This is a genomic window from Neobacillus sp. GCM10027624 (genome assembly GCF_042675345.1).
Classification (GTDB): domain Bacteria; phylum Bacillota; class Bacilli; order Bacillales; family Cytobacillaceae; genus Neobacillus; species Neobacillus cucumis_D.
Genome location: NZ_JBHTHD010000003.1, coordinates 920,409 through 944,850 on the forward strand (window position 1 = coordinate 920,409; position 24,442 = coordinate 944,850).

At 39.0% G+C, this 24,442-nt stretch carries 21 protein-coding genes; 17 read left to right on the forward strand and 4 right to left on the reverse strand.

The window, feature by feature from the left end; genetic code table 11:
• Positions 1 to 76: 76 nt before the first annotated feature.
• The 3 genes from ACFQZ9_RS09625 to ACFQZ9_RS09635 are packed head-to-tail and all read left to right on the forward strand — an operon-like array spanning position 77 to position 4,043.
• A complete protein-coding gene (locus ACFQZ9_RS09625) occupies positions 77 to 1,705 on the forward strand; it encodes a spore germination protein (RefSeq protein ID WP_498943563.1) in 1,629 nt (542 codons plus the stop codon).
• The gene (locus ACFQZ9_RS09630; RefSeq protein WP_498943564.1) at positions 1,702 to 2,907 is read left to right on the forward strand and encodes a Ger(x)C family spore germination protein; all 1,206 of its coding nucleotides are present in this window, start codon (positions 1,702 to 1,704) and stop codon (positions 2,905 to 2,907) included. The genes ACFQZ9_RS09625 and ACFQZ9_RS09630 overlap by 4 nt, the downstream gene beginning before the upstream one ends.
• 26 nt (positions 2,908 to 2,933) lie before the next feature.
• Positions 2,934 to 4,043 carry a GerAB/ArcD/ProY family transporter gene (locus tag ACFQZ9_RS09635; protein ID WP_498943565.1) on the forward strand — a complete coding sequence of 370 codons (1,110 nt, stop codon included), beginning with the start codon at positions 2,934 to 2,936 and terminating at the stop codon, positions 4,041 to 4,043.
• Between the two features lie 42 nt (positions 4,044 to 4,085).
• Here ACFQZ9_RS09635 and ACFQZ9_RS09640 read toward each other — a convergent pair whose 3' ends face one another.
• Entirely contained in the window at positions 4,086 to 5,756 is a 1,671-nt protein-coding gene (locus ACFQZ9_RS09640) for a PAS domain-containing sensor histidine kinase (protein WP_498943566.1), read from the reverse strand.
• Positions 5,757 to 6,086: 330 nt separating this feature from the next.
• Here ACFQZ9_RS09640 and ACFQZ9_RS09645 point away from each other — a divergent pair, with 330 nt between their 5' ends.
• The 4 genes from ACFQZ9_RS09645 to ACFQZ9_RS09660 all read left to right on the forward strand — a co-directional run bounded on the left by ACFQZ9_RS09645 (position 6,087) and on the right by ACFQZ9_RS09660 (position 10,575).
• A complete protein-coding gene (locus tag ACFQZ9_RS09645; RefSeq protein WP_198309905.1) occupies positions 6,087 to 6,614 on the forward strand; it encodes an RNA polymerase sigma factor SigX in 528 nt (175 codons plus the stop codon).
• A 156-nt stretch (positions 6,615 to 6,770) separates the two neighbouring features.
• The gene (locus ACFQZ9_RS09650) at positions 6,771 to 7,478 is read left to right on the forward strand and encodes a response regulator transcription factor (protein WP_498943567.1); all 708 of its coding nucleotides are present in this window, start codon (positions 6,771 to 6,773) and stop codon (positions 7,476 to 7,478) included.
• The gene (locus tag ACFQZ9_RS09655) at positions 7,475 to 8,851 is read left to right on the forward strand and encodes a HAMP domain-containing sensor histidine kinase (protein WP_498943568.1); all 1,377 of its coding nucleotides are present in this window, start codon (positions 7,475 to 7,477) and stop codon (positions 8,849 to 8,851) included. The genes ACFQZ9_RS09650 and ACFQZ9_RS09655 overlap by 4 nt, the downstream gene beginning before the upstream one ends.
• Before the next feature lie 17 nt (positions 8,852 to 8,868).
• Complete coding sequence (locus ACFQZ9_RS09660; protein WP_498943569.1) at positions 8,869 to 10,575, forward strand: DL-endopeptidase inhibitor IseA family protein; 1,707 nt, start codon at positions 8,869 to 8,871, stop codon at positions 10,573 to 10,575.
• A 181-nt stretch (positions 10,576 to 10,756) separates the two neighbouring features.
• On the opposite strand, the gene ACFQZ9_RS09665 is transcribed toward ACFQZ9_RS09660, so the two are convergent.
• The 3 genes from ACFQZ9_RS09665 to ACFQZ9_RS09675 form a co-directional block, all read right to left on the reverse strand.
• Positions 10,757 to 11,230: a C40 family peptidase gene (locus ACFQZ9_RS09665; RefSeq protein ID WP_498943570.1), complete on the reverse strand. Its 474-nt coding sequence runs from the start codon at positions 11,228 to 11,230 to the stop codon at positions 10,757 to 10,759.
• Between the two features lie 273 nt (positions 11,231 to 11,503).
• A complete protein-coding gene (locus ACFQZ9_RS09670; protein WP_498943571.1) occupies positions 11,504 to 12,841 on the reverse strand; it encodes an APC family permease in 1,338 nt (445 codons plus the stop codon).
• A 376-nt stretch (positions 12,842 to 13,217) separates the two neighbouring features.
• Positions 13,218 to 14,570, reverse strand: coding sequence for an APC family permease (locus ACFQZ9_RS09675; protein WP_498943572.1), 1,353 nt, complete (start codon positions 14,568 to 14,570; stop codon positions 13,218 to 13,220).
• 473 nt (positions 14,571 to 15,043) lie between these two features.
• On the opposite strand from ACFQZ9_RS09675, the gene ACFQZ9_RS09680 reads away from it, so the two are divergent.
• From ACFQZ9_RS09680 to ACFQZ9_RS09725, 10 genes are all read left to right on the forward strand, one after another.
• Entirely contained in the window at positions 15,044 to 15,397 is a 354-nt protein-coding gene (locus ACFQZ9_RS09680; protein WP_498943573.1) for a DUF3147 family protein, read from the forward strand.
• An 18-nt stretch (positions 15,398 to 15,415) separates the two neighbouring features.
• On the forward strand, positions 15,416 to 15,817 hold the full coding sequence (locus tag ACFQZ9_RS09685; protein ID WP_498943574.1) for a DUF3147 family protein: 402 nt from the start codon (positions 15,416 to 15,418) through the stop codon (positions 15,815 to 15,817).
• A gap of 166 nt (positions 15,818 to 15,983) precedes the next feature.
• Positions 15,984 to 17,162, forward strand: a complete 1,179-nt coding sequence (locus ACFQZ9_RS09690; protein ID WP_498943575.1) for an acyl-CoA dehydrogenase family protein — start codon at positions 15,984 to 15,986, stop codon at positions 17,160 to 17,162.
• An 80-nt stretch (positions 17,163 to 17,242) separates the two neighbouring features.
• Positions 17,243 to 18,007, forward strand: a complete 765-nt coding sequence (locus tag ACFQZ9_RS09695; protein ID WP_198309914.1) for a beta-ketoacyl-ACP reductase — start codon at positions 17,243 to 17,245, stop codon at positions 18,005 to 18,007.
• 20 nt (positions 18,008 to 18,027) lie between these two features.
• Positions 18,028 to 18,477, forward strand: a complete 450-nt coding sequence (locus ACFQZ9_RS09700) for a MaoC family dehydratase N-terminal domain-containing protein (RefSeq protein WP_198309915.1) — start codon at positions 18,028 to 18,030, stop codon at positions 18,475 to 18,477.
• Positions 18,474 to 18,875 carry a MaoC/PaaZ C-terminal domain-containing protein gene (locus ACFQZ9_RS09705; protein ID WP_198309916.1) on the forward strand — a complete coding sequence of 134 codons (402 nt, stop codon included), beginning with the start codon at positions 18,474 to 18,476 and terminating at the stop codon, positions 18,873 to 18,875. The genes ACFQZ9_RS09700 and ACFQZ9_RS09705 overlap by 4 nt, the downstream gene beginning before the upstream one ends.
• Before the next feature lie 125 nt (positions 18,876 to 19,000).
• Positions 19,001 to 20,677 (forward strand): long-chain fatty acid--CoA ligase, encoded by a 1,677-nt coding sequence (locus ACFQZ9_RS09710; RefSeq protein WP_498943576.1) that lies wholly within the window; start codon positions 19,001 to 19,003, stop codon positions 20,675 to 20,677.
• 294 nt (positions 20,678 to 20,971) lie between these two features.
• Entirely contained in the window at positions 20,972 to 21,916 is a 945-nt protein-coding gene (locus ACFQZ9_RS09715; protein ID WP_498943577.1) for an MBL fold metallo-hydrolase, read from the forward strand.
• 81 nt (positions 21,917 to 21,997) lie between these two features.
• Complete coding sequence (locus ACFQZ9_RS09720; RefSeq protein ID WP_498943578.1) at positions 21,998 to 23,518, forward strand: long-chain-fatty-acid--CoA ligase; 1,521 nt, start codon at positions 21,998 to 22,000, stop codon at positions 23,516 to 23,518.
• A 27-nt stretch (positions 23,519 to 23,545) separates the two neighbouring features.
• Positions 23,546 to 24,439, forward strand: a complete 894-nt coding sequence (locus ACFQZ9_RS09725; RefSeq protein ID WP_498943579.1) for a R2-like ligand-binding oxidase — start codon at positions 23,546 to 23,548, stop codon at positions 24,437 to 24,439.
• The last annotated feature ends 3 nt before the right edge of the window (positions 24,440 to 24,442 follow it).

Consider the following 24,442-nt stretch of genomic DNA (forward strand, 5'->3'; position numbering starts at 1 on the left):
GATTTATCGTTTATACAGAAACAAAAATGGATAATTTGGTGATTTTTGGACAATCTACCCATATTAGAGAATGATGGTGATTCTAAGTGAGGCGGAAATCGTGTCCATATTAACGAATATTTTAAAAAAGAAGCAAAAAAAACGACAAAACGATAATTACAGACAAAAACAAGACCCGGGTAAGCCGGAAAATTTACCGATAAATCGAGATTATCAGGAAAATATTAAAAGAATTAAGGGAGAGTTTGGCGAAAGTACTGATATCGTTTTTCGGGAAATCAGATTTCCGAGAGTAAAAGGATTTGTCGTTTACGTTGATGGGTTAGCTGATAATAAAACAATTAATGATTTTTTCCTTCAAGCATTAACGGAGGAATTGGAAAAAGTGGAAATCAATTCTTTTGAATGGATGTTAGATTATGCAACAGGTTTAGGCAGCGTCCTGGCAATCGAAAACTGGGATAAGGTCTATGAATATTTATTATCGGGTAACACAATCATTTTTTTAGATGGATACAATCAGGCGATTAGTGTTGAGACAAAAGGCTGGGAGAAAAGGGCGATTTCTGAACCGTCAACGGAATTATCCATCCGTGGTCCAAAGGATTCGTTTACAGAAACATTAAGAACAAATACAGCACTTCTCCGAAGAAGGATAAAAAGCCCGAATTTATGGCTGGAAACGATTAAAATCGGGAAAGTCAGCCAAACAGATATCGGAATTATGTATATAAAAGGAATTGCAAATGAAAAAATTGTGGCTGAAGTCAAAGAGCGTTTAAATCGTATCAATATCGATTCGATTATTGGTTCAGGCTATATTGAGCAATTAATTGAGGATCAGGCATGGACTTCCTTTCCAACTACTTTTCATGTTGAAAGACCAGATGTAGTAACTTCCCATCTACTTGAAGGAAGAATTGCGCTTTTAGTTGATGGAACTCCGTTTGTCGTGACAGTTCCGGCCGTTTTTATTCAATTTTTTCAGGCACCCGATGATTATTATTCACGCTTCGATCTTTCTTCAGCCATTCGTTTCTTAAGAATTTTAGCTTTTTTTATTGCAATTATGGGGCCGGCACTCTATATTGCAGCGACTACCTTCCATCAGGAAATGATTCCTACCACAATGGCAATTGCCATTGCAGCTCAGCGGGAAAATGTCCCATTTCCTGCCTTTGTTGAGGCCCTCATTATGGAGGTAACCTTTGAAATATTAAGGGAAGCCGGATTAAGACTCCCACGTGCAGTCGGTCAGGCTGTTTCCATCGTTGGTGCGTTAGTTATTGGTCAGGCGGCAGTTCAAGCAGGTTTTGTCTCCCCGGTCATGGTAATCGTGGTTTCGATTACAGCCATCGCAAATTTTTCGACACCGAGCTTCGCGATGGCTATTGCCGCAAGATTAATCCGCTTCGTTCTGATGATTTTGGCGACCATTTTAGGCTTTTATGGATTGATGTTAGGTCTCATGTTTATGACCATCCATTTATGTTCACTAAGGTCATTTGGGATTCCCTATATGATGCCGTTGGCTCCATTTAACATTAATAACCAGCAGGATGTATTTGTGCGATTTCCAATATGGGCATTGAAAAATAGGCCAATGTTTATCAGTAAAGGAAATGTGGTTAGAACGGGAGAAAATCAAAAGCCAGGTCCGCAAAATGAAAACAATCAATCTGGAACAAAAGGTGACCAGAAATGAAAAAATATCTGGTGATTTTTTTACTCAATATTCTTTTTATTCCGATTGTAAGCGCATGTTGGAATCAAAAAGAGCTGACAGATCTAGCATTTGTCATGGCGTTAGGTATAGATAGGGGAGAAGATAAGAAATTTGATTTCTCGGTACAAATCGTAAACCCTGGAAATGTATCATCAGGACAAAGCGGTGGTGGGCAAGGATTACCAATTGTCGTGTATAAAAGCACGGGTAATACAGCAACAGAAGCGGCTAGAAAAATAACTAGGCAAATATCACGCCGGCTTTATTACGCTCACACCAATCTGGTTGTTGTGAGTGAAGAGGTAGCGAAAACGGATTTACTAGATATTTTGGATGCCCTCGACCGTGATCCCGAGTTTCGGACAACAACAGAGCTGGTAGTTGCTAGAAACGTAAGTGCAGAAGACATGATTTCAACGCTGTCACTTCTTGATAAACTACCGGTGAATAAGATCACAAAAGAAATTAATACAACAGAAAAACTGTTAGGAGAAAATATGCACGTCCCCATCGATGATTTTCTTGCGGCACTGGTTTCGAAGGGTAAACAGCCATTGGCAAATGGAATTAGACTAATTGGCGATACAGAGAATGTCGGGAAATCGGATATTTTACAGAAAACAAAAGCTGATGGTGTCCCAGCTGCGGCTGGATTAGCCCTTTTCAAAAGTGGTAAATTGACGGGGTGGGTTGATCAAAAAAATGCCCGCGGTGTGGTATGGGTTTTAAACAAGGTTCAAAGCACAGATATTAATGTGAGTTGGAATGGAAAAAAGGATGCATTATCAATTGCACCCATTCGTTCGAAAACAAAGGTCACGCCAAGCATGAAAAATGGAAAACCTCTTATAAATGTTTTTATTGAGAACGAAGGCTGGATTAGTGAAGCAAATACGGCTATTGACCTCTCAAATCCAGAAGTAATTAAAAAAATTGACCAACTCGTTCAAAATGAAATTCAAAAGGAAGTTTTAGCAGCGATTAAGGCTGCCCAAAGGAAAAAAAGTGATGTGTTCGGCTTCGGAGAAACGATTCATCGAGCGTACCCGCTTTATTGGAAAAAAATTAAAGCTGACTGGGATAATCAATTTGCGGAGCTTGATGTAAATGTGAAGGTAGCCTCCTACGTAAGACGGGAAGGAATTCGAGTAAATCCATTCTGGGTCGATTTTACTAAATAAGCCTAAGCAAAGGGGAGAAGTTGTAGATGGAAAAGATAAAAATAAACGCATCCCAGCTTTTCGTCCTTGTCTTTCTTTTTGAAATGGGGAGTTCAATTCTCTTTGGTCTAGGTGGTAAGGCAAAACAAGACGCATGGATTGCCATTTTATTGGGGTTAGCGGGCGGTTTAATGGTCTTCTTCATTTATTATCGTCTCTTTCTTTATTATCAAGATTTGCCCTTGACTAGCTATGTACAAAAAATTGTCGGGAAATGGCCGGGGCGAATCATTGCCTTATTTTATGTTATGTATTTTATCTATTTTTCAGCGAGGGTCTTAAGGGATTTTGGCGAATTGTTGACAAACACGGTTTATACCACTACCCCACTGTTTGTCATTAATACCTTGATGGTGTTGACCATCATTTATGGAATACATAAAGGGTTAGAAGTCATCGCAAGAGTGGGACAGCTATATTTTGGTATTATTTATTTAATGGCTATAGCAGGATTTCTGCTCATTATCTTTTCTGGTTTAATTCACTTTGAATACCTAAAGCCCATTCTTGAAAATGGTTGGAAACCGGTGTTTAAATCATTTCTTGGTGAAACACTTACCTTTCCGTTTGGAGAGATGATTGTTTTCACGATGATTTTACCATTTGTTAATGAACCCAAAAAAATAAAATTTGTTTGTGTCGGCGGGATGATTTTAAGTGGAATCAATATTATTATTACCGTAATTATTACGATTTCGACTATAGGTCCGGAACTGTATCTTCGGTCAAATTTTCCTTTGCTAACAACTGTTTCAAGAATCCAATTGGCAAATTTTATTGAACGGCTGGATGTTCTTTTTATGCTCTACCTCATCATTGGCGGTTTTTTTAAAGTATCACTCTTTTATTACGCTGCCGTCGCAGGTGCAGCCGATATATTTCAATTTAAGCAGAAGAAGCTTACCTTTCCAATTGGATTGATCGTCTTGTTCGCATCCATTACTATTGCCTCCTCGTATGCTGAACATATTAAAGAGGGGTTAGAAGTTGTCACGGTCTATTTACATTATCCCTTTCAAATTATCATTCCAAGTACTATGCTAGTGATTGCCTTTTTTCGAAAAAGGAAGGAAAAATCTAATGCGACGACAAATTGAAAAAACAGCCATTTGTAATCTAATGACTGTTTTTAATCAGAATTATGGTTTTGCAATTTTTGCATGCCTTGTTGTTTTAGCCTTTTTGGGATTATGCGGCAGAATGATGGTGACTAATGTTCCTTCATTTTTTTGACTTTCAAATGTAATGGTTCCTTTATGTGATTGCACGATCTTGAAGCTGACCGTCAATCCTAAACCAGTTCCTTTTTCTTTGGAGGAGTAAAACGGCTCACCAATTTTGGCTAATCTTTCTTTCGTAATACCGCAGCCGTTATCTTTCACTTTAATCGTAATCTGATCTTGTTCGATTCTTCCAATACTTACCAGAATCGTACCGCCGTTTTGTGAAGCTTCAATCGCGTTTTTAATGACATTAATAAACAATTGCTTAAGTTGGTTTGGTTCGCACTCCATGAGGGTTTCCTTTGCAGGAAAAGTTGATTCTATTTGCACATTATATAGACTTGCTTCTGTATTTAATAATGAAATGACATCAAACATGATTTTTTGGATATCCGCATTTGTATATTTAAGTACCTGCGGTTTTGCTAAGAGCAGCAGTTCACCCACAATATGGTTGATTCGATCAAGTTCATCTAGCATGATTTGGTAATAAAATTGATGCCTTTGGTCCTCAACCTGTAAAAGCTGAACAAATCCTTTCAAAGACGTAAGCGGATTGCGAATTTCATGGGCAACACTTGCAGATAGTTCCCCGACGACAGAAAGTTTTTCTGTCCTTCTTAACCGTTCCTCTGTTTGCCTCAATCCCGTTACATCTCTTCCATATCCAATAACCCCTGTTATTTCACCATTAATAACAATGGGAAGGGAGGTAGTTTGTAAGGTAATCGAATGCCCGTCCGCATGGAGGATGTTTAATTCATAAATGATTGGCGTACTATCATCTACGACGGTCGAGATAAATTCCTTAAGATGATGGCGAAAGCGCTTAGGTAATATGCTTTTTACATTTTTACCAATCATTTCTTCCCTTTTATAACCCGTAATAATTTCAAATTGTGGATTCAAATTTGAAAGGACTCCATTTAAGTCCATCATATAAACAATATCCGGGCTGTATTCAAACAATGATTTGTATTGCTGCTGGCTTTCTGCCAGCTTTTTGGCCATATCTTTTTTTTCCGTAATATCTCGGCCAATAATCACGAGGCCCTGTCTTGATCCATCAGGATTAAACAGTGGGACTTTGATTGTGTCAAATGTTTTGCTAGAGCCATCGGGGATTGGAATCATTTCTTCGCACCGAGTCACAATTCCATTTTTCCATGTCTCTTCATCAGACACCTCACAATACCGGAGGGCATCTGCATAATAATCTGAGTAGGCTGCTAATTCAGAGTCCTTTTTACCCCGATAATCAATATTTTCAAGTTGGAATAGCCTTAATCCATAATTATTTGCTTCAATCCATCTTCCTTCCCCATCCTTAAAGTTGACGAAATCAACCATCGAATTGATCAAGGTGGATAGACGTTTTTCATCCTCTTTGGATGCATTCAATTCTTCATTTTTACCGATAAAGAAATAAATTGCTCCACCGGTAACAATCACATAAAAGATTTCTTTTAACCGTTCAAAAATCCAAATTAAATGAGTGGGGAGATACTGTTCAACTAAAAAATTTGTTCCATATATCCAAATGAAACTTAAGACAAAGTATAAAATTACAAGTTTATGTTTCTTCATGTAATTCTCCAGTTCTTTCAGTAAGTGAATTTTCTCGTTTGTTCGTAAAAACATACCTTCCTTCTATAGTACTAGATTCTGAATGAATTTGGAATAATGCAATTCTGGAATTCTAGATAAATTGCATAATTCTGCCGGTATTTTCGAGAAAATGAGGCTATCGAAAAGGTTACAAATTGGTAACATAGTCGAAGAAAAGATTTTACCGGATTGTAACCCTTTTTTCTGGAAAAAAAAGTATGATTTGTAGGGGATATGAATTTTAGAATTTTAAAACTGAAGATGTATCCTTTGCCGCAGGTTGAATGGTGTTAGGAGTGTGAGCATGAATTGGAAGAAGTCTTTAATCATTTATATAAAAAATATCATCAAGATGTTTTTAATTTTCTATATTATATGGTTCATAATCGCGAACAAGCAGAAGATCTTGTCCAAGAAGTCTATATACGTGTATTGAAGGCCTACCGGCAATTCAAGGGCGATAGCAGTGAAAAAACATGGCTTTTTGCAATTGCCAGAAATGTGGCCATTGATTCCTTTCGAAAACATAAAGGCTGGAAACAGCGGATCGTCGATCAATTTGATTCTTGGGAGCAACAAATCAAGGATGAATCGATTTCGCCGGAAGAGTCTGCATTTCAAAAAGAGGATACACAAAATATGTTCAAATGTCTTGAACAGTGCACCTTAGACCAAAAAAGCGTAATCATTCTCCGGTTCCTTCAGGAGCTTTCAATTTATGAAACCGCTAAAGTATTAGGCTGGAAGGAAAGTAAAGTGAAAACAACCCAGCATAGAGCCATCAAACAATTAAAAATTTTAATGAAGGAGATAAGTAATGCCGAAAAAGCCGGATAAAAGAATAAAATTCTACAATTAAACCTTAACATGATAATAACCCTCGCTGCCGCGAAGGTTATTTTTTTATAATAAAAAGAAATAACCGTTGCTTAGTTTTACCTGTTATGTAAAATTATAGAAGAAGGTAAAATTGTAAATTGTGAGGTTTATACGATGTCAGAAGGAAAAATTTTAGTGGTGGAAGATGAAATCCCGATTCGGAAACTAATTTTATTTAATTTACAGCGCTCAAATTTTGAGGTAATGGAAGCAGGGGAAGGAAAAGAGGCGTTAGCACTTGTAAATAATCGAACTCCTTCTTTAGTTCTTTTAGATATTATGCTGCCTGATATGGACGGATTTGAACTCTGCAGTAAAATCAGGGAAACTCATCCCAGACTTCCAATTGTAATAGTTTCTGCCCGCGGACAAGATATGGAAAAGATTATGGGCTTGGAACTAGGTGCGGATGATTATATTGTAAAGCCATTTAACCCACTGGAGTTAGTGGCAAGAATTCGTTCAGTTTTAAGAAGAACAAATCAAACCGTACCTAAACAGCCTGAACCGGTCATCAAAGCTGGACCTTTTCATTTCGAAATAAAAACACAGCGCCTGTATAAAAATGGACAAATGGTCAAATTAACCGCAAGAGAATTTCAATTAATTAGACTATTTTTTGAGCGGTTTAATGAGCCGCTCTCAAGAAATCAGCTATTAGATGAAATTTGGGGGCAGAATTATTTTGGCGACCCAAAAACAGTAGATGTACATATTCGCAGATTAAGAGAGAAAATTGAAGATGACCCGTCTCAGCCTTTGTTTTTAAAAACCATCTGGGGTTTTGGTTATTCCTTTCAAAATAGTGAGATAAATAAATGAAAAAGGGAATTAAACGGAGAGTGGTTTGGAGTTATTTAATCCTAATCATCTTTAGTGTTGCCTTATTTGAAGCGATCATTCTTTTCGCCTTAAGAGTTTATTATCTAGATGGAATCAAGCAAACATTGCGCGACCAAGGCATATTGTTTTCATCCTATTATGAGCAGGAATTAATTGACAACCAATTGCTGAACGACCCGGGGAGATTATTGGATCAATATCGATTCCTGGTATCGGCTGAGGTTCAATTAATGGATCCTAATGGAAATGTAATTGCTGATACCCATGATAATAAGCAAAAAAACATATCCGAATATGAGGATGTAAAAATGGCGATTACCGGTGTTACCGGCTATCTAGATACGAAAGCAGCCGGAGAACGGATCTTATTTGTAACACAGCCGTTAAAGCGGGGAAATACGGTTATAGGGGCGATTCGCTTTACTACCTCGATGGAACGGTTAAATCACGTTTTTACCAAAAATATGCTCATCCTTTTATCATTTGGAGGGATTGTTATCCTTACGGCAGCCATCATCAGCTTTTTCCTTGCAAACACCATTACGAAGCCAATTAGTGTTATTACGAAGGCTGCGGAACAAATGGCTTCCGGGAAGTTATCTACTAGAGTAAAAAAGGAGAATGAAGATGAAATTGGCAAGCTTGCAGACACATTAAACTATATGGCAATGCAGATTGAGAAGCATGAGCAATTAAAAAATGAATTTATCGCTTCTGTTTCACATGAACTTCGAACGCCCTTGACCTCCATCAAGGGCTGGGCGGTTACGCTTAATTCCATGACAGAAGACGATTTCTTCCGCAACGGTCTTGAGATTATTTCAACTGAAAGTGACCGGCTTAATCATTTACTTGGTGACTTACTTGATTTCTCGAGTTTATCTTCAGGTAAACTGCCATTGGTGATTGAAAAAGTCGCATTGCCAACTTTTATCCAACAGGTGATTCACCAATTAGCTCCAAGGGCTGAGAGACAAGGGATTCAGCTTTCAGGACACTTAGATGAAAGTCTTGTTCCCGTTCTTGTAGATCATAATCGTTTAAAGCAGGTATTGATGAATCTTTTGGATAATGCTTTTAAGTTCACCCCTTATGGCGGTAAAATTGTTGTCGTACTAATGAGCATAGGAAAGGAAGCGGTAATTCAGGTCATCGATTCAGGTAGTGGAATCACTAAAGAGGAATTACAGCTGGTGAAAAACAAATTTTATAAAGGGAAATCCAAAGGAGCTGGAAGCGGCATCGGATTGGCAATTGTCGATGAGATTATTAAAGCGCATCACGGGAAATTTTCTTTGAATAGTAAGAATGGGAACGGGACTACAGCAGAGATTCGTCTGCCAATTCAATAGATTAAGAGGAGAAGGTTATGTTTGGAAGCCAAATGAGAAAATGGGTTGTTCCTGCAATCGGTATGATCATGCTTAGTGGCTGTAATCTTTTTCCCGAACCTGAAAGTCTTATACAGGTTCCAAAGTACGTGAAAGCATTTGAAACGGAGCATGATGATAATGTTGTGGCAACCGCTGCAAAGTATCTGCCAAAGGGAACTACTTTTTCAGTGCCGAATGGTCCTGTAGGGGCTGACCCGGTGCAGCCTGTTGATTTAGATGGGGATGGGAAAAACGAAATTGTTGTTTTTTATAGTTCAACCAGCAGCAAAGACCAGGTTGGCTTTTTTGTATTAAAAAAAGAAAATAAGGATTGGGCAAAAGTTTTTATAAAAAAAGGAACCGGTTACGCGGTTAACTGGGCCAATTCCGCCGATGTAACGGAGGATCAACAAAAGGACCTATTAATTGGTTGGCAGGATGGAGTTTCTTCGGGTAATATATTAGAAATTTATTCCTGGAATAACAAAAAACTTAAAAAGATACAGAAGTTAAACTATCACGAATTGGAAGCCCTTCAGTTTAAAAATGATTCATTGACAAGACTTGTCATTTGGCAGCGTGATCTTGCGGATGTTTATAAGGTGCAGCTATTAAAATGGGATGGGAACGGCTTTGAAGTGGATAAAGAACATGAACCCAGCTATTTTCATAAGGTGATTGATTATTATGAACATCGAACAGCAGAGGTTCCGGATGCCGCTTATTATTGGTATTATTTAGCCGATGCCCATTTAAAGGCAAATCACCCGGAGCTGGCTTTAACGGCGCTGGAAAAAGGAATGAAGCTTCATACTGTTGTTCCGTCTTATAGCTCTTTTTTGAAATTAAAGGATCAAATTGTTGAAAAGCTGGAAAAAAATAAAGACTCTTCGGTTTTGTTTGAATATCATGATCCGAATCTTTCCTTTCGTGTTCCAAGTAATCTTGCTCCTTACATTACAACGAAAGGCGGCCATGACGAAAATAACAGCGATATCGTTTCAGTGTTATTTTCTCCTGATCAAAGGCGGCAAAAATGTTTATTTACCTTCGAGATTTTTACAAAGGACATGTCAGGAGGGATCAAGGATTCTGAATTAGTGAAAATTGGAGAAACGAAAAACCATCTTTATTTTATAAGAAGAGGAAAAGAATTGAGCGATGATGGGAATAAGCTCATTCAAACAGCTATTTCCAACAGGGAACAAATCATTACAAGTGTAAAAATCGGACCCGAATACCAGGAATATTACAGCCTTGAAAATGAAAATGTCATTCAGATCGCAAAGAATGCAGCGATGAAATATCAGTATGTGATGAGCGGCGGAAAAATGAAAGATGGGATAATCGAGCCCATCCATCTAAGTGATTCGGAATACCGTTATCTAGGGTCTGATTTAGACACGAAATTAAAGTTGCTTAATTATTTATCCACTTCATATACATTAGATGCAATCGATACCTTTATGAAAAAAGCAAAAATTCTAGAACACGATAGGAAGCTCGTCCAGCCAAATGCCGACGGGGGATCAATGTTAAATTATGATTTAGCAAAAGTAGTACAGAAAAAAGATAATGGGGAAGAAAAGGAGTTTGATATAAAAGTTCCACTAGGAGACAGTTACTCCTATGAAGTGGTCCATATCGGATTCCAAAAAACAGAGACCGGATGGAGAATATTCTCTGATCCCGGGACATTTTAATGAAGGTTTAAAAAGGCTGGGGAAAACCCCCAAGCCTTTTTAAAAGTCACGAATGAATAAACGAACGATGAAATAAAAGAGGGAATTTACACCGAGAATGCTCAGAAATACTAATACGACGTAGTAGAAAAAATCCTTCCACTTTTTTTGCAACTTTTTCATCATCAAAATCAGAAGCGGGTTATTTGATTATTCTTTTAGCGCCAACATATTTATCTTTCCAATAAGAAAGCTTCATCGACTGAATCTTTACACCATTAGAGGTAGCACCAATGAATTTTTGATTACCGATATAAATAGCAACAAAGGAAACAGTTTTTCCATTTGTTTTATAGAATACGAGGTCACCAGGCTGTAATTTGCTCAATTTAACGCTTTTACCAACTTTATATTGATCGGCACTTGTTCTTGGAATCTTAGTATTTATAGCATTTTTATAAACAAACTGAGTGTAACCTGAAGCATCAAATCCTTTTGGAGTGGTGCCGCCATATTTGAAAGGACTTCCTTCATATTTTTGGGCATAGGATACAACTTTTTGTCCTTTCGTCTGGGCTGCCTCAGCAATTGGACTAAAGAAGGAAGAGAACAAGAGGAGCAACGCCGTTACTAAGGCTGTCAAAAATGAACCTTTCTTCAATGAAGTATTTAACATGAAAATCCCTACTTTCGATTATTTTTTTCCACAAGGTAATCATAATAAATTTTAAAAAATGATTGGTATCGAAACAGTTAAAAATGATTACAAAAAGGTAAAAGATTTATAGAAATGGCAATGTGAACATGGTAGTTGATTTCCGCTTCAATCAAAAATGTTATTTAATTATTTAAAATGCCTATAATACTAAAAGCCGCTTGGAATTGGTTAATCCAAGCGGCTTTAGTATTATCATATAAGAGATGGACTGTATAGGTTTGCCTCACCACATTATCCTGCTTCTTCAAAGTCTAAAACGGCAATATTGTTTTTACGAATTTTGGTTTGATAAAATAAATACAGGACTCCAATCAGTGACCAAACAATTCCCCCAATTAGTGCGTCTGCATGAAGGTTTGACCATAAAATTCCCGTTAATCCTGCGCCGATTAACGGCATGATTAAATAATTGAAAAGGTCCTTTACCGTTTTATATCTCTTTTGCTTAAAGACAAAATGGGCTATGACCGATAGGTTAACAAAGGTAAACGCAATCAACGCTCCAAAGTTAATGACCGAAGAAACTAACTCCAAGCTTGGAGAGATGGCTAACATAGAAACCACCCCAACGAAAACGACGTTAAACGCAGGTGTCCGGAATTTAGGATGTACATAACCAAATAGTTTCTTCGGAAGGGCCCCATTGCGTCCCATCACGTATAAAAGTCTCGAAACACTCGCATGGGAAGCAAGTCCGGAGGCTGCCGTTGCTGCAAAGGCTCCTGCAACGAGGAATAGTTTAAAAAGAGTGCCGCCAACAAATAATGCAATTTCAGGTAAGGTATCGTCGGTATTTTTGAAATTCGAAACATCCGGGAATAAGGCTTGAGCGAAATACCCGGTAACGAAAAAGATAGCTCCACCAATGAAAACCGTTAGCATAATCGCTTTTGGCATGATTTTTTTATCAACTGCTTCCTCCGCGTACATCGTAACGGCATCAAATCCAATAAATGAGAAACAAACCACCGTTGCCCCCGTCAAAACGGCGCCTAGATGGATATTCGCATGGAAAAGTGGTTCTGTTGTTAAAATGGTTCCTTGCCCCATCCCTTGAGAAAACTTAACAAAAGCCAGAACGATAAAAACCACAATTAAAATTAGTGAAAAAACAACCAAAATGGAATTCAAATTCGAGGTCTTTCCCATACTCCAAACATTTAATCCTGTACAAATCGCCACCCAAATGAGAACCCATACCCATGCTGGGACGCTTGGGAAGATGGATACCATGTAAATTCGAATAATTAGAGCATTCACCATTGGAAGGAGGATATAGTCCAGCAATGCGGCCCAGCCGACAAGAAATCCTAAGTATGGGTTCATTGTCTCCTTTGTATAGGTATAGGCCGATCCCGCACTAGGAAATACCTGTACCATTTTTCCATAACTAATAGCGGTGAACAGCATCACCACTAAAGCTGTAAGGTAGGCAAGCGGAACAACCCCATTTGTTCCTTTAGAAACAATGCCAAACGTATCAAATGCAATCGTAGGGGTCATATAACCCAAGCCAAGCCCAACGATTGCCCATAATCCAAGTGAACGCTTTAGTGTAACATTCTCCAATTTAAACAACTCCCCTTTATGCACATCTACCCAATGTGAAGTTATTCCAAAATGAAAGCCGTTTCATTTTAAAATTATCCTTCAAAAGCTTTTACAGTTTAAAAGCCTTCGTTAATCAACCAATCTATTATTCCTCCTTCTATATTAATATAAAATGTAACTGTTTAAAATATTTGCAATTTTCGTGCCAACCATAAAATTATGCAAAATTGGAGTGGAAATGCCATGAACGTTCTCCAAAATTCGACTTTTCTCCAACAAGTTGGATTCGTTATACCTGTTAATTTTTATGAAGTTTTGCATAATGTACTCATTCATGCATAATCCAGACATGAAAAAAGAGGGACAGCATTGAAAACTGTCCCTCTTTTTCTAATTATAGAGTTGTGGTACGTTCTACTTCATCGAAATCAAAATCAGCAATTTTAACTTTAAAGAATTTTGTTTGGAATAGAAGATAAATAAACCCTATGACTACCCAGACAATTCCTCCGATTAGGGCATCAGCCTGCAGGTTATACCATAAAATTCCCGTTAACCCAGCTCCTAAAAGCGGCATAACAATATAGGCGAAAATATCTTTTCCTGTTTTATATCTTTTTTGACGGAATACAAAATGGGCGATAACAGATAAGTTGACAAACGTAAAGGCAATTAACGCCCCAAAATTTATAAATGAAGAAATTAACTCTAGACTCGGAGCAATAGCAAGCAGTGAAACAACGCCAACAAGGATGACATTAAAGGCAGGAGTCCTGAATTTCGGGTGTACGTAGCCAAAAAGCTTTCTAGGTAAGACACCATTTCGTCCCATAACATATAGAAGACGGGACACACTTGCATGTGAAGCAAGTCCCGATGCAACGGTTGCGGCAAAAGCACCTGCAAGGAAAATCAGTTTAAATAATGTCCCCCCGACATATAGGCCAATTTCAGGAAGGGTATCATCTGTGACTTTGAAGTTCGATACGTCTGGGAATAACGCTTGTGCAAAATATCCACAGACGAAAAAGATCGCTCCGCCGATAAAAACGGTCAGCATAATCGCCCGCGGCAGTGTTTTTTGATCTTTTGCTTCTTCTGCATACATGGTGACGGCATCAAAACCAATGAAGGAAAAACAAACCACTGTTGCACCTGTTAAAATATGTCCAAGCTGGATATTGGAATGGAAAAGTGGTTCAGCTGTGAAAATCGTTCCTTGACCCATACCTTGTGAAAGCTTAATAAACGCGAGGACAATAAAGGCCCCAATTAATACAACTTCAAATACAACCAGTATGGAATTTAAACTTGAAGTTTTCCCCATACTCCATACGTTAATAGCCGTAACGACAGCAACATATAGAACAACCCAAATCCATGCAGGAACGTTCGGAAATATGGAAACCATATAAATACGTATGATAAGTGCATTAACCATTGGAAGAAGAATATAATCCAGCAATGCTGCCCAACCGACTAAAAATCCAAGGTGGGGACTCATCGTCTCTTTTGTATACGTATAGGCTGAACCGGCACTCGGAAAAACTTTTACCATCTTTCCGTAACTAATCGCTGTAAAGAGCATTACGACCAGTGCTGTTAGATAGGCAAGTGGGACAACTCCATTGGTCTCTTCAGACACAATTCCAAAGGTATCAAATACAATCGTAGGTGTCATATACCCTAAGCCAAGGCCAACGATTGCCCATAGTCCAAGTGATCGTTTAAGGCTTACATTCTCCAATACTATCAACTCTCCTTTTGAAACACTTCATTTTTTAAAAGATGTAAACGATTTCATTTCAACTTAAACATTAGGATGCTTAAAATATAAAGTATCCTTTGAAAGCCGTATTTCATTCATACCCCCAATCTTTGTTGAAGTAATAATTAACTATTTTTGTTGAAGTAATAATTAACTATTTTAAATAGTTGCAATTTTCATACCAATTTTAATAAAAGACTTTAATTGTAAAAAAAGTTTATTTATACATGTTTTGTTAGGAATTAATCAACAAATTAATTATGTAATTTTATTTAACCATGCATAATTTATCCAGATACGCATAAAAAGGTTAAAATTTATTATGTAAACGCTTTGAAAACCTTAATAAAAAGTTCACAGGCGTTGGAATAAAAATGAGGTAAACTATCAATGTAAAGATTTTTGTGAATAAATGCACAAACTATTAAACATCTAAAAGAGGCGAATAAATCATGCATCTTTCATTAAGTGCCCTGTTGATTCGATTCATATTAGGAGGTTCTGCTGTTCTTGCTTGTACACTTGTGGCCAAGAAACTAGGGGAAAAAGCCGGAGGGATTTTTGCCGCTTTCCCAGCTGTCTATCTTGCTGCACTTTTGACTATTGCGCTTGATTTTCGCGGCGGTGAGCTAGTGGCACATTCTATCCTTATTTCTAAGGGAGCAATATGGGGAATGGCTATTAATATCCTGGTTGCGATCCTTGCCGGATATTTGCTTCCAAAGTTCGGCTGGAAGCGAGGCATTATTCATTCAATGGCTTGCTGGTTGGTTGTCTCAATGGTAGTAGTTGTGATTATATCATAATAGAAATAGGTGATTACTGTGAATAAACAGGACTTATTTATTCGATTTTTATTAGGCGGGTTTGCCGTTTCATTAAGCTATCTGATTACCATTATTTCTCCGTGGAAAATTCTAGCTGGTATCTTCGCTGCATTTCCCGCTGTTATGTTGACGGCCGTCATTATGGTCGGTATCGCTTCAGGAACAAGGAAAGCAACGAATATTGCAAAGGGTTCAATTTATGGAATGATGGGAGGAAGTGTCTGTGTAACAACGGTCCTCCTTGTTTTAGAAGGTACAAATAATTGGGGTTTAAGTATTGCCTCCGGTATCCTTGCCTGGCTTACAAGCTCCATCGCAATTTCTACTATTCGTGAAAAGGCATTTAGTAAAAAAGCAATTCAGGAGCATAACCCATTAATCCTTTGGCATAGAAAATAGCCAAAGGTTTTTTTACTAAAATTTGCGCAATAAGACTTGTGTTATCTGAAAGTTCAGAATAAAATAAAGTTAACATACTAACCAGTAGGTATGTTTCTGGGGTGATTTGCATAATATTTTTGTGGAAAATAGGGGAGTTTCTAAGAATTAGAATGGAGTGAATGGTATGCATTTGCGACTTACCGATGAACAAAAAATGGTGCAAAAAACAATTAGAAGATTCGTAGAAAAAGAGTTAATTCCGCTTGAAAATGATGTGCTGAGAAACGAAAGAGAGGGAAGGGCCAGCCTTCCGCCTGGTAAGCTAAAGGAACTGCAATTAAAGGCGAAGGAAGCAGGCTTTTGGGGTATCAATACCCCAGAGGAATATGGAGGTGCCAATCTTGGCCAAATGATGATGGCCATAGTGTTAATGGAAGTTTCGAAAACCTTTGTGCCATTCCAATTTGGCGGTTCAGCTGATAATATCCTTTATTATGGAAATGAAGAACAAAAGAAGAACTATTTAATTCCAACGATTCATGGTGACAAGAAATCCTGTTTTGCGATGACCGAGCCAGGTGCTGGATCTGATACCAGAAATATTAAAATGACTGCTGTGAAAGACGGCAATGAATGGGTGCTAAACGGCGAAAAGACCTTTATCACCGGCGGAAACGAAGCGGATTTTGTCATGGCGATTGCGATTACCGATAGAGAGCTCCATCAAAAAACACAGGGACGAGAGGGGGTTACCTGTTTTATTGTCGATAGAGAAATGGGTTGGAAATCTGAATATATACATACAATGGGAGAATGGGGACCAGCCGGGTTAGTATTTGAAAATGTCCGTGTACCGGAAAAAAATATCCTTGGTGAGCTTCATAAAGGATACAATATAGGGCTTGAATGGATTGGGTTTGCCAGATGGATTGTTGGGGCAAGAGCAGTTGGAGCTGCAGAGCGTCTGTTGCAGATGGCCATCGATTATTCAAAAGAGCGGATCACCTTTGGCAAGCCAATTGCCGAGAGACAAGCGATTCAGTGGCAAATTGCCGATTCTGCGGTTGAAATCGAAGCAGCCAGATGGTTAGTGTTAAATGCCGCGTTCACCCTTGATGAAGGGCAAGATAACCGTCACTTAGCTTCTATGGCAAAATTATATGGTTCCAATATGGGTAACCGCGTTGTGGATCGAGTTTTACAAATTCATGGGGGCATGGGCTATACAAAGGAATTGCCAATTGAACGCTGGTACCGAGAAGCCAGGCTTTGGAGAATCTATGATGGTACAGATGAAATTCAGCGAATGATTATTGCTCGAAACCTGATCAAGGGGCATGTGAAAATAGGCCAATCTATTTAATAGGTAAGAATTGTAAGCGCTCTCCTATTCATAGTATGATTACTAGAGAAGTAGATAGGTTTTATTAGGAGGAATATTATATGACTGGAAGGTTTGAAGGTAAAGTAGCATTTGTCACAGGCGGAAGCCGTGGTATTGGAAAAGGTATTGTTGAGCTTTTTGCAGAAGAAGGAGCAAAGGTTGCCTTTATTGATTTAAACGAAGAAGCATTACATGAAACAACAAGCGCGTTAAGAGAAAAAGGCTATGAGGTCTATTCGAAGGTTGCGAATGTGGTCGATGCTGAGCAAGTGGAAACAGCTGTTAAAGAGGTTTTTGAAACATTTGGTTCCGTCGATATCCTTGTCAACAACGCAGGTGTAATCCGTGACAACCTCTTGTTTAAAATGACGGATTCTGATTGGCAGATGGTTATGGATGTTCACTTAAAGGGCTCGTTTAATACCACTCGTGCCGTGCAAAAATACATGGTGGAAAAGAAATATGGCCGGATTATAAACATTTCCTCTACTTCTGCGCTTGGAAACCGCGGCCAAGCCAATTATGCGGCAGCTAAAGCAGGCTTACAGGGGTTCACCAAGACATTAGCGATTGAACTTGGCAGGTACGGAATTACCGCAAATTCGGTAGCACCAGGTTTTATTGAAACGGAAATGACCATGGCAACGGCAGAAAGAATCGGCATTCCCTTCGAGACTTTGGTGGAAGCAAGCGTTTCTCAGATTCCTGTTGGCAGAAGCGGGAAGCCAGCTGATATCGCAAATGCAGTTGCTTTCTTTGCTGATGAAAAGTCATCGTTTATTAACGGGCAGGTTATTTATGTTGCAGGCGGACCGAAATGCTAATCTTGTGAGGTGAGGTAGAATTGTTTAAAGATCAAATTGGCAAGCAATCAACAAAAATAAAAAATGTCGTTGAAAGAGGGGCCGTCAAGAAATTTGCTGAAGCAATTGGCGATCTGCAGCCGATTTATTTTAATGAAGAGATTGGAAAACAATCAAGATATAAATGCAATATTGCACCTCCCACGTTTCCAAGGATTTTTGATTATGGCGAAATTGATGGCTTTCATCTTCCCGTCAAGGGCTTGATTCATGGGGAACAAACCTTTCATTATGTTCGCCCATTGATGGTAGGGGAAGAAATTTTCTGCTATTCCATCATAAAAAGCTATGTGGAGAAAAGTGGCGGCTTTGGGAAGATGGGTTTTCTTGTCCTTGAAAGCTTTGGGGAAGATGTTTCCGGAAATACCATTTTTAGCTCTACCTCGACAATTGTCATTTCTGAAGCAGTGAGGAAGGTGTTAACACCATGAATGCATTGTCACAGCTACAGGTTGGAGAATCGGTGAAAGAGGTTCAACTTGAGCCTGTATCAAGGCTCGACTTAATCAAATACGCAGGAGCATCCGGTGATTATAACCCCATCCACACGATTGATGAAGAAGCAATTAAAGCCGGGCTACCGGGGATTATTGCGCATGGGATGTGGACAATGGGAAACCTCGCAAAGCTGTTTACATCCTATTTTGAAGAAGGATTTATTCAAGATTATTCCATCCGTTTTAAAGGAATGGTCTTTTTAAACGATGTTATCACTCTTAAAGCTAGATTACTAGAGAAACAGGATCTAACTCTCCGCTTTAAAGTAGAAGCAGTGAACCAGGATCATAAAGAAGTGTTAAAAGGGGAAGTCGTGTATCGACTATATTAAATATTTAAATTAGGAAAAGGTTTCGCCAATTGAACACTAAGTTTCCCAAAATTGGCGACCTTATTTTTTATGAGAAATGACAGCGTTTACATACAAGTATTCTATTCGTTGAGGAGAGTTGATCCATGCTAACCCTTCATTACAAATATTGGCCTCAAATACCGAAATCGTTGAAACTTCCATCCACTTCACTTTATAACAACCTCAAGGTTAGTGCGGAACGTTATCCGGATCAAGAAGCAATCTATTATTATGGCAAAAACCTCACTTATCAACAACTAAACGAGGAAGTCAACGGCCTTGCTGGTTACTTGCAGCACAAATTGGGTGTCACAGCGGGTGAGAAGGTAATGCTTTTTATGCAGAACTCACCACAATTTGTCATCGGATACTATGCAATTTTAAGGGCAAATGCTGTGGTCGTTCCCATTAATCCAATGTTAACAACGAATGAATTGGACTTCTATATACGTGATTGTGAAATCAAAACGGCATTAATTGGGCAGGAACTATACGAGCAGGTCCGTCCTTTGCATGGACAAACAACCCTTAATAATCTGGTTATTGCTGCTTACTCTGATTACGCTTCCGATGAGTTTGCTGGTATCCTTCCAAAGGAGGTAGAGACACCAAGAGTGGTTTTTAATGTTCCAAACCACTTCCTTTGGAGAGAAGCGATTGAATCCAAGTTCATTCCTCTTGAACATACGGCCAAAGGTGATGATCTAGCAGTTCTTCCATATACATCGGGAACAACCGGTCTGCCGAAAGGATGTATACATACCAATCGTACGGTGAATGCAAACACGATCGGAGCTTATTATTGGTCGCGTACGACAACAAATTCTGTCCATTTAACGACCTTGCCGCTTTTCCATGTAACAGGAATGGTTCATAGCATGCATATGCCGATTTTTGCAGGCGGAACGATGGTGATTATGACAAGATGGAATCGTGAGGCGGCAGTAGAGTTAATCAAAACGAAGGGCTGTACCCATTGGGTAGCGATCGCGACAATGATTGTGGATTTCCTGGCGAATCCGAAATTAAAGGCAGAGGATCTTGCTAATTTAACTTCTATTTCCGGAGGCGGGGCCGCATTGCCGGAGGCGGTTGGCGAAAAATTGTTTAACCTTACCGGGTTGCGGTTTGTCGAAGGCTATGGTTTATCCGAGACGATTGCTCAAACCCATTTTAACCCTGCAGACCGTCCAAAAATGCAATGTCTCGGAATTCCATCCTTTGACGTTGATGCTCGGATTATCGAACCAGGTACCGGAAAAGAACTGGGTGTGGGGGAAGTAGGAGAAATTGTTGTTAATGGCCCTCAGGTAATGGTCGGTTATTATAACCGTGACGACGAAAATAGAGGCTCCTTTATGGTGATGGAGGGAAAAACGTTTTTCAGAACGGGCGATATTGGCCGCTATGATGAAGAAGGCTATTTTTTTATCGTTGACCGAGTGAAAAGGATGATTAACGCATCCGGATATAAAGTTTGGCCGACAGAAGTAGAATCCTACCTCTATAAACACCCAGCAATCCAGCAGGCATGTGTCGTCGGCGTACCTGATTCAAGAAGAGGGGAAACCGTAAAAGCATTTGTGATTTTAAACGAAAATTATGAAGGGAAAATAAGCGAGGAGGAAATTATTGAATGGTCCAAGATTTATATGGCTGCTTATAAATATCCACGCGAAGTCGAGTTTAGAAAGCAATTCCCAATGACAAGCAGCGGAAAAATTTTATGGCGCAAGCTTCAGGAAGAAGAACTCTACAAAGTAGAGAAGGAAGTTCAATAAAGGGTTTTATTTTCTGAAAAAAATTTCTTCATAATATTTGTTTCATCAAAATATAGATTTAAATGCAGCAGGCTTGCTTAAATTCTTTTATTAAGGCTCTTTTCGTAAACTTTGTTGCTTTTGGATATGAATAAGAGTCGTTCACTAAGTTTCCAGGCAATTTTCGCATCGCGTTTTAAGAAAAGATGCCACGAAAACTTCTAGTTATACGGGTTAATAAACTTATTCGAAAAACAACAATTTGTGCGAAAATAGCCTTTATTAAAAAATTATTTAAGAAGGGAGTGGGCCGGGTTGGTTAAAATTGTCCCTCTTGAACTTAAAACCCATTTTGCCGAGGGTACGGTTAACTCCTTTTTAGTTATTGGAAAGTCTGTCACCTTAGTTGATACGGGTGATCCCGGTGTTTATTCTTTTCAACGTTTGAAATCTTTAGTGGAAAACCAGGGCATTGCTTTTAGCGATTTGGATCATATTGTTTTAACTCATATCCATACAGACCATGCCGGCGGGATTCCACTTATTTTGAAAGAAGCAGATATTCCTATTTATGTCCATGAAAATGCAAGGGGCCCATTTAATACAGGAATCAAACAATTTCAAGAAAATGAGGGATTTTACCGTACCTTCATGGAAGAATGCGGGGCAGACCCTAAAAAAAATATCATTCAGCGAACCTATAAAGCGGAAAATTGGAGGAATGTTTCTTACATCAAAGAAGGGGATATTGTTCCATTAGGCGGATTGGATTTTGAAATTATATATGTTCCGGGGCACAGCCAGTGCGACATTTTGCTTTGGAATCATGATACTGGCGATACAATCATAGGAGACCATTTATTAAAAGTTTTTTCCGTTAATGCCTTTATCGAACCCCCAATTAACAGTGGGGATAAGCGCCCGAAACCGTTATTACAATACCGTAAATCATTGGAGAAAATCAGCAAATTACCAATAAAAATGATTTATCCCGGTCATGGAGAACCATTTGAGGATCATCTTTCTATAATCGAACTAAGATTGTTAGAGCAAGAGAATCGCTGCAGGCAAATTATTAACTATCTCCAAGACGGAGATAAAACGATTTTTGAAGTCTGCTTAAAAATGTACCCGCAGCTGCAAGAAAGAACAGTATTTTTAGGGTTATCACAAATCCAAGGGCACTTGGATTTGCTAGAGGAAAGAAACCAAGTAGTCTGGGAAAAGCGTGGATCACTAGTATACTACCATTTAAGATAATTCCTGACACAGAAGTGTGCAAACTCCACTTCTGCGTTCAGTGTTGTTCTTTTCAACTTTTTTAAAGAAGGGATGGATTTTGTGGAGCTTAAGGAGCTGATCGAAACAAATATATCTCAGTTCGGGGAATATCCTTTTTTGTATTTTAATGAAAAGCAATACACCAATGTAGAGACAAAGAATTTTGCGGATAGCTTTGCCGCGGGATTATCGAATAAGGGCATTGCAAAAGGGGACCGGGTGATCGTTGTTATGCCCAATTGCCCAGAAGTTGTTTTTGCCTACCAAGGAATCTCGCGTGCAGGGGCGATTATTGTTCCCATCATGTTTACCCTTCACTCAAAAGAAATTCAATATATTGCCCACAATTCTGGTGCCAAGGCTGTGATTACCTCATCACCCGTTTTAGAAAAGGTAGAAAAAGCACTTATTGATCTTCCTGTAAAACCAATCATCATAGCAGCAGACCTGCCTTCAAATACGAATCTAGTAAACTTCTACGATGTAATGGACAATTTCAATCAAGACCATTTCGGACAAAACGCAAATGAAGAAGAAACAGCCGTTATCCTCTATACATCCGGAACAACCGGCAATCCAAAAGGCGTTATGCTAACTCATAAAAATTTATACTCCAATGCCTTGAATTCAGCTAAACACAGTGGTACGGAACGCGGGACAACACTAGGTGTACTTCCGCTTGCTCATGTGTACGGTCTGACCATTTCCAATGTCTGTTTTTTAACAGGCAGTTCGATTGTTGTCTTTTCACAATTTGACGTAAAAAAGGTTTTTAAAGCGATAGAACACTATAAAGTAAAAACCTTCTCAGCCGTTCCAGCAATGATCCATGCCATGGTGTCCTATCCGGAAGCAAGGAGTTATGATATATCTAGTCTTGAATCGGTCGGTTCAGGTTCTGCCCCGCTCCCTGTTGCTTTATACCAGGCTTTTGCAGAAAAATTCGCTGCTCCTGTTTATGAAGGTTATGGGTTATCAGAAGCTGCACCTGTGGTAACGGCTCATCGAAAGGGCATACCCATTAAACCCGGTTCCGTCGGGGTACCGATTCCAGGAGTGGAAGTTAAAATTGTCGATGACCTTGGAGAAGAGCTCACAATGGGAGAGGTAGGCGAATTGATTGTCCGCGGTGATAATGTTACCCCGGGTTATTATCAGAATCCTGAGGAAACGATGCAGGTATTAAAAGATAAATGGTTTTATACCGGTGATATGGCCCGGGTCGATGATGAGGGATACGTATACATTGTGGACCGGAAAAAGGATTTAATTATCCGCGGCGGCTTTAATATCTACCCTAGAGATGTGGAAGAAATTCTTAATGCTCATGTTGAGGTTTATGAAGCGGCGGTTGTAGGTGTGCCAGATGAGCGAATGGGGGAGGAAATGGTCGCCTGTGTAGTAAAAATGCAGGGTTCAAGAGTATCTGAATATGAATTAATCCGCCACTGCCAACTACATTTAGCTAAAAATAAAACTCCGAGAAAAATTATTTTTCTTGAGTCTTTGCCGCGTAATGGTGTTGGTAAAATTCTTAAAACACAACTGCGAAAAGAAGCAATAGAGAATTTTATTCGTTAAATCATCTGAACGAAGGGAGTTTGTTTGATGGAAAGTAGAAAAATGTTAACAACTAGCAGCCGGGGATTACTAGAGGATTCATTTCCTTTTCGCTTATACCAAAAGGCAAAAAGGGTCGGGACCTGGAATCCGGCAGATATAGATTTCACTCAGGACCAAAAAGATTGGAAAAACTTGACTAGTGAGCAAAAAGAGGATATTTTACGCCTCATCTCCCAGTTTCAGGCGGGAGAGGAAGCGGTTACGCTTGACCTTTTACCGCTCATCATGGCGATTGCAAAAGAAGGCCGCCTTGAGGAAGAAATGTTTTTAACCACCTTTTTATATGAGGAAGCAAAGCATACAGAATTTTTCCGGCTAGTGTTGAATGCAATCGGTGAAAAGGGAGACCTTTCGCATTTCCACACGGAAACCTATAAAACTATTTTTTATGAAATCCTTCCGACCACTATGGAACGGTTGGTCGAAGACCAATCTCCTGAGGCGATTGCCGAAGCTTCTGTTGTCTACAACATGTTTGTTGAAGGAGTTCTGGCGGAAACTGGTTACTTTTCCTTTTATAATGCACTTGAAACGGCAGGAATCATGCCCGGTCTTTTGGAAGGGGTAGGAAACTTGAAAAAGGATGAGTCGAGACATATCGGCTACGGTACCTTCCTCTTGCAGCGGTTAATCTGTGAAAATCCACATCTCTTTGAATTTGTTGCCCATAAAATGGCTGAGTTAACTCCACTCGCGATTCGGTTAAATCAAGAAGGGATTGGAGGAAGGAAGATTAGTTCTTTTGGCGGAGATCCCGAGGACATAATGAATTTTACAATGAAACAACTGTCAGTCCGGATGGAAATCCTAGCTAGAGCAAAAGGCAAGAAAATAGAAGAGATTTATAGATTTACTGAAAGTGAACTTGGAGTTTTATAGATT

What these genes read in the sequence shown, in the direction of transcription:
- ACFQZ9_RS09630 (WP_498943564.1), top strand. Translation starts at nt 1,702, where the DNA reads ATGAAAAAATATCTGGTGATTTTTTTACTCAATATTCTTTTTATTCCG.
- ACFQZ9_RS09635 (WP_498943565.1), top strand. Translation starts at nt 2,934, where the DNA reads ATGGAAAAGATAAAAATAAACGCATCCCAGCTTTTCGTCCTTGTCTTT.
- ACFQZ9_RS09640 (WP_498943566.1), bottom strand. Translation starts at nt 5,756, where the DNA reads ATGAAGAAACATAAACTTGTAATTTTATACTTTGTCTTAAGTTTCATT.
- ACFQZ9_RS09650 (WP_498943567.1), top strand. Translation starts at nt 6,771, where the DNA reads ATGTCAGAAGGAAAAATTTTAGTGGTGGAAGATGAAATCCCGATTCGG.
- ACFQZ9_RS09655 (WP_498943568.1), top strand. Translation starts at nt 7,475, where the DNA reads ATGAAAAAGGGAATTAAACGGAGAGTGGTTTGGAGTTATTTAATCCTA.
- ACFQZ9_RS09660 (WP_498943569.1), top strand. Translation starts at nt 8,869, where the DNA reads ATGTTTGGAAGCCAAATGAGAAAATGGGTTGTTCCTGCAATCGGTATG.
- ACFQZ9_RS09665 (WP_498943570.1), bottom strand. Translation starts at nt 11,230, where the DNA reads ATGTTAAATACTTCATTGAAGAAAGGTTCATTTTTGACAGCCTTAGTA.
- ACFQZ9_RS09680 (WP_498943573.1), top strand. Translation starts at nt 15,044, where the DNA reads ATGCATCTTTCATTAAGTGCCCTGTTGATTCGATTCATATTAGGAGGT.
- ACFQZ9_RS09690 (WP_498943575.1), top strand. Translation starts at nt 15,984, where the DNA reads ATGCATTTGCGACTTACCGATGAACAAAAAATGGTGCAAAAAACAATT.
- ACFQZ9_RS09695 (WP_198309914.1), top strand. Translation starts at nt 17,243, where the DNA reads ATGACTGGAAGGTTTGAAGGTAAAGTAGCATTTGTCACAGGCGGAAGC.
- ACFQZ9_RS09705 (WP_198309916.1), top strand. Translation starts at nt 18,474, where the DNA reads ATGAATGCATTGTCACAGCTACAGGTTGGAGAATCGGTGAAAGAGGTT.
- ACFQZ9_RS09710 (WP_498943576.1), top strand. Translation starts at nt 19,001, where the DNA reads ATGCTAACCCTTCATTACAAATATTGGCCTCAAATACCGAAATCGTTG.
- ACFQZ9_RS09725 (WP_498943579.1), top strand. Translation starts at nt 23,546, where the DNA reads ATGGAAAGTAGAAAAATGTTAACAACTAGCAGCCGGGGATTACTAGAG.